Raw genomic sequence first — 12,739 nt, 5'->3', positions numbered from 1 at the left:
CACGGGTGCACAGCGCTGCCCGTGGCCCGAATCGGCCACTTCCACAACAGCTTCCGCAGAGGATTACCGTGCGTTTGACCGACTATCTCGACAAGGGCGCTTCACTCGGCGCCGCCGCGCCCTGCCTGACCATGAACGGGCGCACGCTGACCTATGCGCAGGTGCAACAGTTGTCGTGGCGCATCGCCGGGGCACTGGCACGATCCGGCATCCGGCCCGGCGAGCGGGTCGCGATCCTGTCGGCGAACGACACGCTGGCCTTCGCCTGCGTTTTCGGCATCGCCCGCGCAGGCGCGGTGTGGTGTCCGATCAATCCACGCAACGAGGCGGCGGAGAATCGGGAACTGCTCGACCTTTTCGACTGCACCTGCCTGATATTCCAATCCGCCTTCGCGCCACTCGTTTCGACCATCGCACCGCAACTACCCGGTTTGCGGACTCTGGTCTGTTTGGATGGAAATGCCGCCGACGCAACAAGTTTCGAGGACTGGGTGCGCGAATGTCCGGCCGATCCAACGCAGGTCGAGCCGATCGACGAACTCGCCATGCTGGTCGGCACCGGTGGCACGACCGGACGGCCGAAGGGTGTCCGGCTCACCGGCCACAATATCGAGGCGATGACCGCACTGACCCTGATGAGTTATCCATTCGAACTTCGGCCCCGCTACCTGGCGCTGGCACCCCTGACCCACGCGGCGGGCGTGCTGTGCTTTCCGATCCTGACCCTCGGCGGTGAGATCGTGGTGATGCCCGCCCTGGATCTCGGTGAATTTCTCACGTTGATCGAGCGGCACCGGATCACCCACACCTTCCTGCCGCCGACACTGATCTACATGCTCCTGGATCATCCGGCGCTGTCGGAAGCGAATCTCGGTTCGCTGCAGTGTCTTTGGTACGGCGCCGCGCCGATGTCGACGGCCCGGCTGGCCGCGGCGCTGGATCGGATCGGCCCGGTTATGGGCCAGCTGTTCGGACAGTCCGAAGCGCCCATGATGGTTGCTACGCTGGCGCCGAAAGATCACTTCCGTCCCGACGGCTCGATCGCCACCGAACGACTGTCATCGGCCGGACGGCCTACCCCGCTCACCCAGGTGGCCATCATGGATCCCGAGGGCCACCTGCTTCCCGCGGGTGAGCGCGGCGAAATCGTGGTCAGGGGTCCGCTGGTGATGGCCGGGTACCACAAGAATCCGGATGCGACCGCCGAGGTGTCGCGGTACGGCTGGCATCACACCGGAGACATCGGTTACCTCGATGCTGACAACTACCTCTACATCGTCGACCGGGCCAAGGACATGATCATCACCGGCGGATTCAACGTGTACTCCGCCGAGGTCGAACAGGCGATGCTGACGCATCCGGCGGTCCAGGACTGCGCGGTCATCGGACTTCCCGACGATAAGTGGGGTGAGCGGGTCACCGCCGTCGTGCAATTGAACCTCGGCCATACCGTGACCGTCGACGAGCTGCGCGAGCACACCAAGGCGCGACTCGGCGGGGTGAAAACTCCCAAGCAGGTGGAGATCTGGCCCGATCTGCCGCGCTCGAAAATCGGCAAAGTGCTCAAGCCCGAGATCCGGGCGCAACTGCGCGGCGACTGTTGAAAACACCCGCCCGGTCCTCGGATTCGGGGCGCCGACCGTGTGCTCGGTCACGAAGTTCAGGGGTGTGGTCGGTGCGGATCCGCCGGCGGGCTACGGTCGCGACATGAGAATCGCGGTGGTCGGTGGCGGGATCAGCGGGCTTGTCGCGGCGTACAGGTTACGTGGGCTGCTGGGGACGCAGGCGGAGATCGTGGTCGTCGATCGCGGCGCGCGGCTGGGCGGGATTCTCTATACCGGCGAATTGGCCGGGGAGCCATTGGATCTCGGGGCGGAGGCGTTCGTAGGGCGGCGGCCGGAGGTACCCGCGCTGCTGCGCGAGCTCGGGCTGGAATCGGAGTTGGTGGTGCCCGCCGGGTTGCGGCCGCTGGTCTGGGCACAGGGCAGCGCGCATCCGCTACCGGAACGCACGTTGATGGGCATTCCGTCGGATGCCGAGTCGATGCGCGGGTTGGTCGATGCCGAGACGCTCGAGCGGATCGACGCGGAGACGCGACGGCCGCTGGCATGGTATCCGGACGCCGACATCGATGTATACAGCCTGGTCGCCGACCGGTTCGGCGCACAGGTCGCCGAGCGCAGCGTCGACCCGCTGCTCGGTGGCGTCTACGCGGGCAGTTCGCGCTCCATCGGGGTGCGCGCCGCACTGCCGACGCTGGCCGCCGCACTCGACAACGGCGCGTCGAGTCTCACCCAGGCGGTCGCCGCTGCGATGCCGCCGCCCTCGAACACGCCGGTTTTCGGCGCCCTTCGCGACGGTTACCGGGTGCTCCTCGACGCATTGGCCGCCAAGTCCGAGGCGGAATTCAGCACCGCGACCTCGGCCACCCACCTGACCCGCGCGACCCACGGCTGGGTAGTCGAACCGATCGGCGCGGTGGACGCGGTGGTGCTTGCCACCCCCGCCCCGGTGACCGCGAACCTGCTGCGCCCGTTCGCGCCCGCCGCCGCATCGGCCGCCGGTGGCATCGAATTGTCCTCGTCTGTCGTTGTGGCCCTGGCCCTTCCGCGTGACACCGCGCTGCCGCAGAACTCCGGCATTCTGGTCGCCACCGGAGAACCTCTGCGCGCCAAGGCCTTCACCCTGTCGAGCCGCAAGTGGACCCACCTCGCCCAACGCGAAACCGCCGCCGTCCGAGCCTCATTCGGCAAATTCGGCGACGACTCCACCCAGACTTGGTCCGACGCCGAACTCATTACCGCCGCCACCGAAGACCTCGCCACCGTCAGCGGTGCCACCATCGAACCGATCTCAGCTGTGGTTCAACGCTGGCCCGGCGGTCTCGCCCAATACGCCCCCGGTCACCTCGACCGCATAGCCGAAATCGAATCCAGCACAGCCGATTTCGAGGGCCTCGCGATAGCGGGCGCCTACCTCCACGGCGTCGGCGTCCCCGCCTGCGTAGCCTCCGGCACCGCCGCCGCCCACCGCATAGCCACCACCCTGACCCACACCGCCGCCTGATCCGCGCAGAGCCACCCAGTTCGGCTGCCGGGCGGGCAGCATCTCGAGCTGTGATGTCTTGATGGCGCTGCGCGGCGCAATGCGACTACCGGGTCGGCAGCGCCATGACCTGAGCCGCGGCAGCTGTGCCACAGACCGCGACTGTGGGCTGGCCAGCGCTGGATCTGAGCTCCGGCATCGTGATCGGCGCCGCGCCGCGCAGTGCGACTTCCGGGTGGTCAGGGCCCGACCTGCGGCGTCCAGATCGGCGTTGCGCCTGCGCGTGCTGCGACCGGGTTGTAGCGCCCTGACCTGAGCCACGGCGCCCTGATCGGCACTGGGGCGCGCGCTGCCCACCGCGGTGTAATCGCGGAGATACGGCGCGCGCGTCCGCGTCGGGAACGGCCCGCACGGATGCATTGATTCGGCGCAGTGGCACGATAGGAATCATGGCGCGACTCGACTATCAAGCACTCAATTCCACCATCCGCTACCTGATGTTCTCGGTGTTCCAGGTGCAGCCGGGTGTGCTGGGGGACGACCGTGAGGCCGCCATCAAGGAGGCGCGGGCGTTCTTCGATGGGCTCGCCGAGCGTGATGTCGTGGTTCGCGGTATCTACGACGTCGCGGGTATGCGCGCCGATGCCGATTTCATGATCTGGTCGCATGCCGAGCGGGTCGAGGATCTGCAATCGGCGTACGCGGATTTCCGGCGCACCACCGAACTGGGCCGGGCCAGCGCCCCGGTCTGGAGCAATGTGGCGCTGCATCGGCCCGCCGAATTCAACAAGAGCCATATTCCGGCGTTCCTGGCCGGTGAGGATCCGGGCAACTACATCTGCGTCTACCCGTTCGTGCGCTCCTACGAGTGGTATCTGCTGCCCGACGACGAGCGCCGCAAGATGCTCGCCGACCACGGCAAGGCCGCACGTGGCTACCCGGATGTGCGCGCCAACACCGTCAGCTCCTTCGCTCTCGGCGACTACGAGTGGATCCTCGCGTTCGAGGCCCCGGAATTGCATCGCATAGTCGACCTCATGCGTGACCTGCGCGCCACCGAGGCCCGCCTGCACGTACGCGAAGAGGTCCCCTTCTTCACCGGCCCCCGCGTCGAAGTCGAAAAACTCATCGCCGCGCTGCCCTGAGCTACTGACCGATGGCGCATGCCCCAGTTTTTCGGGGCATGCGCAACAAGCCGGTCGGTCTGTATCTTTCGCTCAGCGCCGCAAGTCGTTCTACTGCGCTGCACTGCCCGAGGGGTGCAGTTGCAGGGCGATGGAGTTGATGCAATAGCGCTTATCGGTGGGCGTGTTGTATCCCTCGCCCTCGAAGACGTGGCCGAGGTGGCTGTGGCAGTTCGCGCACAGCACTTCGACCCGGTGCATGCCCAGTGTGTCGTCGGAACGCAGAATGACCGCCTCCGACTTCGCCGGGTCGAAGAACGACGGCCAACCGCAATGGGAATCGAATTTCTCGGCGCTGCGGAACAATTCGGCCCCGCACGCCCGGCACACATAGACACCCTCGGTCTTGGTGTCGGTGTACTCGCCGGTGAACGGGCGTTCGGTCGCGGCCTGTCGCAGCACCGCGTATTCCTCCGGATTCAGCTTGGCCTTCCACTCCTGTGGGGTCAGCTGGATCCTGGGCACGGGTAGGGACGTGTCGGCGTCAGAACTCATTGCTCCACGCTAATAGGTTTTCGAGGCCCGTGCCGACTGTCCAGTCGCTACTTGAGTGCACTCGCCCGCGGGTCATCGAGCAATTCGCTGCCGTTCGTCGCCTCGCCGGGAGTGCTTTCGTATGCCTCCTCCGGCTCGACCACCAGCGGCGCATCCACGGCGGCAGCCCGCGGATCCGGCGCCGAGCGCATCCACTCCGGATCGATACCGAACTGCAGCCGACCTTCCCGTCGCGCCGCCAGATACCGATCGCCGAGCACACACGCGATGACGATCAGCAGCAGACCCCAGCCGAAGGTGATGCGCAGATACTCCAGATTGCGCCCGAGGCCCTGCCAGCGATCCGAGAGCCACTTGTCGTAGGACATGAATCCGAAGACCGCCAGCCACGCCGGCCAGTTCCGCAGCACCGAATTGCGCAGCACCACCGACATCAGCAGCGGGAACAGCATCATCGAGTAGTACATCTGCCCCAGTGAGGACAGCAGGAACGACGCAGTCATCAGCACACCGGAGGATGTCGTCACGAAGAACAGTTCGTCCTCGCGGTAGTACCGGTACAGCAGCCACAGCGAGATGGCCACCGCCACGCCCATCACGATGCGAATGCCCCAGGTCAGCCACAGCGGCAGACCGTAATACGCCGCATTTCCGACGATCGCGCTGTTGAAGTAGTCCCGGGATTCGAAGAGATAGCGCATGGTACGGGTGAAGAATTTATCCGCGTCCTTCGACAGCGGCCACGCGACAGCGGTGAGCGCGACCGGTACACCGATAGCGGTGTAGAACACCTTCCATTGCCCGCGCGCCGCCGCGATCAGCACCAGCGGTGCGAGCGTCGGTTTCACCGCGATACTCAAACCCAATATCGCACCGGCCCACAGATCCCGCCGGCCGAGCAGCAGCATGATGAAGGCCACCTCAGCCAGCAGCACGCATCCGTTCACATTGGTGAAAACCAGTGTGTTGATGACGGTTTCGGAGCTGAACATGGCCAGCAGCAGGGCCGGCGCCGCCACCGACGACACCGTGAACTTGAACAGCTTGAGCAGCAGGTACCAGGCCAGGATGATGGCGGCGGCATTCAACAGGATGAAGCACCAGCGCGACTTCTCCGGATCGATCAGCGCCAGAGGCGCGATCAGCAGCGTGCCGCTCGGGGGATACAAGTAGTGCGGATCCACCAGATTGTAATTCGCGGTGTACACCGGTCGGTGGTTGAGGAACGCCAGCGACGCGTTGTAGACCGGTTTGAAGTCATCGGTGATGAACCCGTTGACTGCCTTGATGAAGACCCGGTTGAGCACAGTCATGACCGCGAGCGGCCAGAGTGCGAACTTGATCACCTCGGCGGTGGTGCGAGCAGTGCGAGGCTCGAGCTGTCGAAGTAACACTGGGGCACGGTACACCGGATCCGCACACGACGGTTGCCTGGACCTACCTGGCGCGCCGAGGTTAGGGGAAATGACCGCGCCTTGCTGGTGCTCGGCTCCGTCATATCCCCTAAGGGGGCTGTGCCTTCGATGCGCTCGCTTATGCGGGGCAAGCGGTGCCATCAGCAGGCAGCTTGGCGTCTTTCAGGTAGTCGATCAGAGCCCGCTGCGCACAACCGGAATGGGCGAAAACCGGATGTCCCCAACCCTGCCAGGTGATCGCGGCCTTGCGCGCGCCGGCGGCGCCGAGCGCACCAGTCACCGAGGCTTGACCGCCGTCGCCGACCAACGGATCCGCGATCCCGCCGAGCACGAGAACCGGCAGGTCCAGCTTCTCCGGCAGCGGCGGTGCGGCGCTGACCGGCCAGGCGACGCATTCCATCATCCCGATCGCGGCAGATCTGCCGAAGACCGGATATTTGGTGCCCCAGGTGTCCGCGAGCTCCTTGGCCTTGGTGGGGCTCGGCGGCAGCTGGTTGTCGGTGCAGCGGTTGACGAACTGGCCGTCGGCCGCGGTGGCGGCGGTTTCGCGCTGGATCAGCGTCCCGAGCGGGCCGCGATCGCCGCGCCCGGCGGCCGAGAGCGCGTCGGCGAGTTCGGCGATATGCGCGGCTTGGTCGCGCGGAGCGGCCAGGAAACCCGACAACCCGGTCAGCAGCGCATTCGCGGAGATATCGCCGAGTCCGCCACTGCTCGCCTTGCGCACCAGATCGATGATCGCCGCGCGTGGGTCGGCACCGAGTGAGCAGCCGACGCCGGTACAACGCTGAGCGAATGCGGTCACCGCCGCCTCCGCGCCCTGGACGCGCTGTTCGGTGCGGGTTACGGCATCGGCGCCGACGGCCTCCGGCGAGTCCAGCACCAGCCGCGCCAGGTGGTCGCCGAATTTGCGCGCGTAGCTGAGCGCGACCTTCGCGCCATTGCCCGAACCGAGCAAGTCGATCCGGTCGACCTGCCACTGCTTGCGCAGCTGCTCGATGTCGTCGGCGGCGTGCGGTGCGTCGAAGGTGCCCTCATAGGGCTGCAGGAAGTCGCGGCAGGCGATGGTGGCGTCCTGGCTGAATCCGGTCACCGCTTCGACGGGATCGTTTGCGCCCGGCCCGAATTGCCCGTTATCGGCCAGGCCGCGGCGGGACTCGGCGGTCATGCAGTCGATCGGTTGCGAGGTGCCGAGACCGCGCCGGTCCACGGCGACGATCGGGCGGCTGGCCAGCAGCCCGTTGCCCGCGCCGACGGCGAGGCCGGCCAGTGTCGCGGTGGAGGAGCGGTCCGCGCCGGAGGTGATGACCAGCGGCGCGACATCGGGCGGGGTCTGCGGCAGCCGGGCCCGCATGGCGCCGGTGCGGAAGTTGCCGAGCACGCCGCCGGTCGAATCGATCGGGGTGGTGTATTCGGCGCAGTCCAGGACCAGGCCGGACGGCGCGGGGCCGAGGCCGAGTAGGTCGAGTGTGGGTGTGGTGCAATCGCGCCAGGTCAAATCGGTCTTGGGGACACCGGCATCCGGCGGCGGCGCGATGACCGTGGTCGGGTGCGGCCCCGCTCCGCCCTGCGGCGCGCGCTCGACGGCGACGCCGGGGCGATCGGAAGGTCCCGCACCGCATCCGGCGATCATGATCGAGAGTGTCGATGCCAGCACGACGGCCCGAGTCCAGCGCATGCGCTACAGCCTGCCAGGTTCGTGCGGTTTGTTCATGAACGGGTCCAGCGGGTCAGCACGGTGCCGTCATCGTCGAGCAGGATATGCCTGCGCACCATCGGTACCCGGAACTCGTGTGCCGACAGCGAGATTCGGCGCGCGGTACCGCCCACCAGGATCGGTGCGGTGGTGGTGCACAGTTCGTCGACCGCATCCGCCTCCAGCAGCTCACCGAACAGATGCGGGCCACCCTCGCACAGCACGCGCCGCAGCCCGAGCTCGGCGAGTGTGTCGAGCAGGCCCTGCGGGGTGATCGCGACACCGCCCGCCTCGATGACGTGCGCGCCCGCATCGGCGAGTTGCTGTTTGCGATCCTCCGGCGCGGTGCTGGTCGTAATGATCAGCGTCGGAACTTTGGTCTCGGTGAACAGCCGCGCGCCCGGCTCCAGCGAAGCGCTCGCGGTGACCACGGCGATCGGTGGCGGTACCCCGTCGCGATGTCCGCCGATGCCGCGGTCGTACAGTGCGCGCCGGAAGACCGGGTCGGTGCCGGCGCCGCCGTAGTTCTCCGCCCGTGCGGTACCCGCGCCGACGACGATCACATCGGCCAATTGGCGCAACAGCATGAAGACGGTTTTGTCGGCCGGGGTGCCGAGGCCTTCGGAGGCATTGCCGCTGGTGGCGGAGCCGTCGATGCTGGAGACGAAATTGGCGCGGACCCAAGGTGCCTCGAGTTCGGTGGGGTAGGCGTACAGGTCGGCGAGCTCGTCCCGGCTCAGTCCTGTGAGCTGGATCGCATTGTGGATACGCTGCATGAAGAAAGATCACACCACGTCATTAGGCTTCCAGCATGCAAGAGCGCCTTGTCGATCGCCATCCGGAGGTTCCGGCGGACCAGTTGGTCGCCCAGATGGTGCCACCGCCCATGTTCGACGAGGTCAGTTTCGCCTCCTACATTCCCGATCCCAAGGAGCCGACCCAGGCGGCCGCGGTTCGCAAGGCCGAGGATTTCGCGGGTCAGGTTGCCAAGATCCATCAGGCGGCGAACAAGAAGAGCCTGTTCGGGAAGAAGAAACCGATCAGCGGCGCCGGGCTCTACCTCGACGGCGGCTTCGGCGTCGGCAAGACCCACCTGCTGGCCTCCATCTTCCACAGCGCGCCGGCACCGAAATCCTTCGGCACCTTCGGTGAACTCACCAATCTCGTTGGCGCACTCGGCTTCAACAATGCCGTCGAGCGGCTCGCGGCGAACAGCGTGCTGTGCATCGACGAATTCGAACTCGACGATCCCGGCGACACCATGCTGGTCTCGCGGCTGCTGTCCGAGCTGTCGGCGCGCGGCGTCTCCATCGCCGCCACCTCCAACACCCTGCCCGGTCAGCTGGGGGAGGGCCGCTTCGCTGCCCAGGACTTCCTGCGCGAGATCAAGAAGCTCGGTTCGATCTTCGAGCCGGTGCGCGTCGACGGTCCGGACTACCGGCACCGCGATCTGCCGCCCGCTCCCGAACCCACCTCACCGGAGCTGCTCACCGAACGCGCTTGTGCCACAACAGGTTCCACGCTCGATGAATTCGACGCGTTGCTGAAGCATCTGAGCACACTGCACCCGTCGAAGTACGGTGCGCTGATCTCGGGGGTGTCGTCGGTCTTCATTTCGAATGTGCATCCGGTGACCGATCAGGCGGTCGCGCTGCGGATCGTCGTGCTGGCCGACCGGCTGTACGACGCGAGCGTGCCGGTGACGGTTTCGGGTGCGAAGCTGGACGAGATCTTCTCCAAGGAGATGCTCGACGGTGGTTACCGCAAGAAGTACCTGCGTGCGATTTCGCGTCTGCTGGCGCTTTCGCGCTTCGAGGTTGCCGCGTGATCGGAGCAGTCGTAGTCCGTCGTTCCGTTCGAGTTCCGGTCGCACTGGCTGCCGCTCTGACCGTCGCCTTCGGGCCGGTGTCGGGCGTCGCACTGGCCGATCCGGTCAGCGTCGCCGATCCGGTCGCCTTCGACCGCGCACTGAATCTGCAGGGTGTGCAGAACGGCCGTGACGCGGGCGGCTATCGCACCACCGACGGACACTGGGTGCGCACCGGTTTGGTCTACCGCACCGGTCAGCTCAACAATGCGACTCCGGCCGATCTGGCCGTGCTGACCGATCGTCAGGTGCGCGTGGTCGACGATCTGCGCACCGTCTACGAGCGGACCATTGCGGCCGACCGCGTGCCCGCTGATGCAGTCGCGAACTGGAACGACGTCGTCGGTCAGGCGCCGCCGCAGACCCTGGTCACCACCCTGACCGGCGGCAACGACCTGTACCGCGCATTCATCACCGCGCCGGGCGCGAACGAGGCCTTCGCCTCGGTGCTACGCGACATCATCGACACCGACGGCGCCGTACTCTTCCACTGCACCGCGGGCAAGGACCGCACCGGCTGGACCGCCGCGGTCCTGCTGACCATCCTCGGCGTGGACCGCGACACCGTCACGCAGGATTACCTGCTGTCCAACCAGTACCGCAATGCCGACCCGAACGATCCGCTCAACGGCGTCTCGGCCGCATGGCTGGATGCCGCGTTCGACCAGGCGAACCAGAGCTACGGCAGTTTCGACAATTATGTCCGTGCGGGGTTGAAGCTGTCGGGCGCCGATGTCGTGGCCCTGAAGGCGAAGCTGCTGGCCTGATTCAGCCGCGATGCTCGGCATACCACCGATCGATCAGCGCGGGCAGTTCCTTGCCCATCCACACGAAGAACTCGTGCATATCCCGAACCCGTTCGGCGTCAGCACCATTCGGATCGTCGAATAGTGCGAGCCCGCGTGCGGTCATATTGGTGAGGTCGGTGTACATGCCGCTCTGCTGACGGGTCAGCTCCGGCAGAATTCCGGGCCGGATCGAGTAGTAGTCCTTGCGATCGCCCGGCTTGGAGATCTTGTCCACCCAGCGCATGGTGACCAGCGTCTTCAATGCCGACGAGATGGAACCCTTGGACGCCTGCAGCGCATCGGCGATCTGGCCGAAGGTCTGCTCCGGCGGATCGCTGACCAGCAACCACCCCGCGGCCCGACCCGTCATCCGGACCAGGCCCATCCGCTCCAGTACGAGCGCGAAATCCTCGACGAATGCCAACTTTTCCGGAGTCGGTCCGGTTGTCTGCTCGTTGTCGGTGGTGCCCATCGGAGAAGTATCCCTTCCAGATTGCGGAGAGCGGTATACGGGGCGGACCGTGTCGGCCCGCCCCGTATCGGTCGATCAGACCGCCAGATCGCGGCGATCGAAGGCGGCCAGCGCCGGCACCAGGGCGACTGCGGCCGCGACGACCAGCACCACCAGGTGGATACCGTTCCAGCCGTGTACCAGCGGCGCGCCCCCATTGGCCCAGTAGAAGGGCGACAGCTTGCGCACGAAATCACCGCCGAGGTTATTGGCCAGATAGCCCGCCACTGCGATCAGCGACGCCGAACCCAGTGTCACCGAACGCTTTCCGGTGGCCGCGCCGATCAGCAGCGTGATCGCACCGACGGCCAGTGCCAGCAATCCGAGCCCCGCGCTGGCGGCCACGATATTGCCGGTGGGTACCTCCAGCCCACCCTGCTCGGCCCCGGCGATAACGCTCAGGGTGAGCACGGTGGTGGCGGTCGCGGTCTGCACGGCCAGTGCGGCGATTCGCTGCAGCAGCAGGTTCATCCGGTTGATCGGTTGCGCGAGAAGCAGATCCAGCATCCCGTTCTCCTCCTGCGCCACCGAACGGCTCGCGAAGGTGACCGTGAAGATCAGCATCAGCAACAGCCCCATCAACGAGTACACCGTCGCGTTCAAATATCCACTGGCGCTGGCGAAGTCGCTGACGCCCATGGCCTCGTACATCGTGTTCTGCTTGATATCGAGCGAGCCCTGCTCCTTCAGCGACTGGTAGGACGGCAGATACATCATCGGGATGACGCCGAAGCCGATCGACCAGCCGATCAGGCCGCGCCGCTGTTCCGTCAAGGTCTGCGTGAAGACCGATCGAGTCATGACGAATTCTCCTGTGCGATAAATGATTCGGGGAGGGTTGATCAACGGCCGTAGAGGCTGAAGAAGATCTGTTCGAGATCCGGCTCGCTGGAAAGCACGCTCACCAGTTGGTATTTCGCGGCCGTCTTGAACAGCCCGTCGACCTCGCCTTCGGTGGTGCAGCGCAAGGTTTTTCCGTCGACGGTCAGATCGCGCACACCGGGCAGTCTGGCGAAGTCGTCGCCGAAAATGTCCTCGCCGAAGACCAATTCGACCGAGCGCGGCGAACGCCTGCGCAGATCCTCGACATTCTCGGTGCCGAGCAGGTGGCCGGCGCGCATGATGACCGCCCGATCGGCGGTCTGCTGCACCTCGCTGAGAACGTGCGAGGACATGAACACCGTCTGCCCGTTGCGTTTGGCCGCCCCGACGAGATCCAGAAAGCGTTGCTGCAGTAGCGGATCCAGTCCGGAAGTGGGTTCGTCGAGAATCAGCAGGTCCGGGTTGTGCATGAAGGCGGCGATAATGCCGACCTTCTGCTTATTGCCCTTGGACATCGCGCCGACCTTCTTGGACAGGTCCAGATCTAGCAGATCGGCCAGGTCGGTGATCCGATTCGGTGCGACATCGCGGTGCAGATCGGCGAGGAAGGCGAGTAGGTCACGAGCGGTATTGCGACCCTCGATCTGAAGTTCGCCCGGCAGGTAACCGATGCGCCTGCGCAATTGCGCACCGCCGACGCGTGGCTCGATGCCGAACACCTCGACACGGCCCGAAGTCGGTCGGATCAGATCCAGCAGGATGCGGATGGTGGTGGACTTTCCCGCACCGTTGGGCCCGAGAAACCCGAACACCTCGCCTTGGCCGACCTCGAGGTTCAGATCGGTGAGTGCGACATGCTTGCCATAGTGCTTGGTCAGGCCCTCGGTGCGGATCGCGGCGGTGGTCATGATGCTCCTTA

The 12,739-nt window shown here is 65.9% G+C and carries 12 protein-coding genes; 5 read left to right on the top strand and 7 right to left on the bottom strand.

What is annotated here, in order from left to right:
• Positions 1-68: 68 nt before the first annotated feature.
• The 3 genes from ACFYOW_RS05630 to hemQ all read left to right on the top strand — a co-directional run bounded on the left by ACFYOW_RS05630 (position 69) and on the right by hemQ (position 4,190).
• Positions 69-1,604, top strand: a complete 1,536-nt coding sequence (locus tag ACFYOW_RS05630) for a long-chain fatty acid--CoA ligase (protein WP_387284785.1) — start codon at positions 69-71, stop codon at positions 1,602-1,604.
• A gap of 103 nt (positions 1,605-1,707) precedes the next feature.
• Entirely contained in the window at positions 1,708-3,066 is a 1,359-nt protein-coding gene (locus ACFYOW_RS05625; protein ID WP_387284784.1) for a protoporphyrinogen oxidase, read from the top strand.
• Positions 3,067-3,494: 428 nt separating this feature from the next.
• Positions 3,495-4,190, top strand: coding sequence for a hydrogen peroxide-dependent heme synthase (gene hemQ / locus ACFYOW_RS05620; RefSeq protein WP_387284782.1), 696 nt, complete (start codon positions 3,495-3,497; stop codon positions 4,188-4,190).
• A 90-nt stretch (positions 4,191-4,280) separates the two neighbouring features.
• Here hemQ and msrB read toward each other — a convergent pair whose 3' ends face one another.
• The 4 genes from msrB to ACFYOW_RS05600 all read right to left on the bottom strand — a co-directional run bounded on the left by msrB (position 4,281) and on the right by ACFYOW_RS05600 (position 8,608).
• Entirely contained in the window at positions 4,281-4,724 is a 444-nt protein-coding gene (gene msrB / locus ACFYOW_RS05615; RefSeq protein WP_387284780.1) for a peptide-methionine (R)-S-oxide reductase MsrB, read from the bottom strand.
• Positions 4,725-4,771: 47 nt separating this feature from the next.
• Positions 4,772-6,118: a glycosyltransferase family 87 protein gene (locus ACFYOW_RS05610; RefSeq protein ID WP_387284779.1), complete on the bottom strand. Its 1,347-nt coding sequence runs from the start codon at positions 6,116-6,118 to the stop codon at positions 4,772-4,774.
• 139 nt (positions 6,119-6,257) lie between these two features.
• A complete protein-coding gene (locus tag ACFYOW_RS05605) occupies positions 6,258-7,814 on the bottom strand; it encodes an alpha/beta hydrolase (protein WP_387284778.1) in 1,557 nt (518 codons plus the stop codon).
• Between the two features lie 32 nt (positions 7,815-7,846).
• Positions 7,847-8,608 (bottom strand): pyrimidine reductase family protein, encoded by a 762-nt coding sequence (locus ACFYOW_RS05600; RefSeq protein WP_387284776.1) that lies wholly within the window; start codon positions 8,606-8,608, stop codon positions 7,847-7,849.
• 35 nt (positions 8,609-8,643) lie between these two features.
• Here ACFYOW_RS05600 and zapE point away from each other — a divergent pair, with 35 nt between their 5' ends.
• Entirely contained in the window at positions 8,644-9,660 is a 1,017-nt protein-coding gene (gene zapE / locus ACFYOW_RS05595) for a cell division protein ZapE (RefSeq protein WP_387284774.1), read from the top strand.
• Positions 9,657-10,466 carry a tyrosine-protein phosphatase gene (locus ACFYOW_RS05590; RefSeq protein WP_387284772.1) on the top strand — a complete coding sequence of 270 codons (810 nt, stop codon included), beginning with the start codon at positions 9,657-9,659 and terminating at the stop codon, positions 10,464-10,466. The genes zapE and ACFYOW_RS05590 overlap by 4 nt, the downstream gene beginning before the upstream one ends.
• Before the next feature lies 1 nt (position 10,467).
• Here ACFYOW_RS05590 and ACFYOW_RS05585 read toward each other — a convergent pair whose 3' ends face one another.
• The 3 genes from ACFYOW_RS05585 to ACFYOW_RS05575 form a co-directional block, all read right to left on the bottom strand.
• Positions 10,468-10,959 carry a GbsR/MarR family transcriptional regulator gene (locus ACFYOW_RS05585; protein WP_387284771.1) on the bottom strand — a complete coding sequence of 164 codons (492 nt, stop codon included), beginning with the start codon at positions 10,957-10,959 and terminating at the stop codon, positions 10,468-10,470.
• A gap of 75 nt (positions 10,960-11,034) precedes the next feature.
• Complete coding sequence (locus ACFYOW_RS05580) at positions 11,035-11,799, bottom strand: ABC transporter permease subunit (RefSeq protein WP_387284769.1); 765 nt, start codon at positions 11,797-11,799, stop codon at positions 11,035-11,037.
• Between the two features lie 41 nt (positions 11,800-11,840).
• Positions 11,841-12,728, bottom strand: coding sequence for an ABC transporter ATP-binding protein (locus ACFYOW_RS05575; protein WP_387284767.1), 888 nt, complete (start codon positions 12,726-12,728; stop codon positions 11,841-11,843).
• Positions 12,729-12,739 lie beyond the last annotated feature (11 nt).

The sequence above is a fragment of the Nocardia sp. NPDC006982 genome (genome assembly GCF_042869435.1).
GTDB lineage: Bacteria > Actinomycetota > Actinomycetes > Mycobacteriales > Mycobacteriaceae > Nocardia.
Note: the sequence above shows the minus strand (reverse complement) of the source record. Positions and strands in the feature narration are given on the sequence as shown.

What these genes read in the sequence shown, in the direction of transcription:
- ACFYOW_RS05625 (WP_387284784.1), top strand. Translation starts at nt 1,708, where the DNA reads ATGAGAATCGCGGTGGTCGGTGGCGGGATCAGCGGGCTTGTCGCGGCG.
- hemQ (WP_387284782.1), top strand. Translation starts at nt 3,495, where the DNA reads ATGGCGCGACTCGACTATCAAGCACTCAATTCCACCATCCGCTACCTG.
- msrB (WP_387284780.1), bottom strand. Translation starts at nt 4,724, where the DNA reads ATGAGTTCTGACGCCGACACGTCCCTACCCGTGCCCAGGATCCAGCTG.
- ACFYOW_RS05605 (WP_387284778.1), bottom strand. Translation starts at nt 7,814, where the DNA reads ATGCGCTGGACTCGGGCCGTCGTGCTGGCATCGACACTCTCGATCATG.
- ACFYOW_RS05600 (WP_387284776.1), bottom strand. Translation starts at nt 8,608, where the DNA reads ATGCAGCGTATCCACAATGCGATCCAGCTCACAGGACTGAGCCGGGAC.
- zapE (WP_387284774.1), top strand. Translation starts at nt 8,644, where the DNA reads ATGCAAGAGCGCCTTGTCGATCGCCATCCGGAGGTTCCGGCGGACCAG.
- ACFYOW_RS05585 (WP_387284771.1), bottom strand. Translation starts at nt 10,959, where the DNA reads ATGGGCACCACCGACAACGAGCAGACAACCGGACCGACTCCGGAAAAG.
- ACFYOW_RS05580 (WP_387284769.1), bottom strand. Translation starts at nt 11,799, where the DNA reads ATGACTCGATCGGTCTTCACGCAGACCTTGACGGAACAGCGGCGCGGC.
- ACFYOW_RS05575 (WP_387284767.1), bottom strand. Translation starts at nt 12,728, where the DNA reads ATGACCACCGCCGCGATCCGCACCGAGGGCCTGACCAAGCACTATGGC.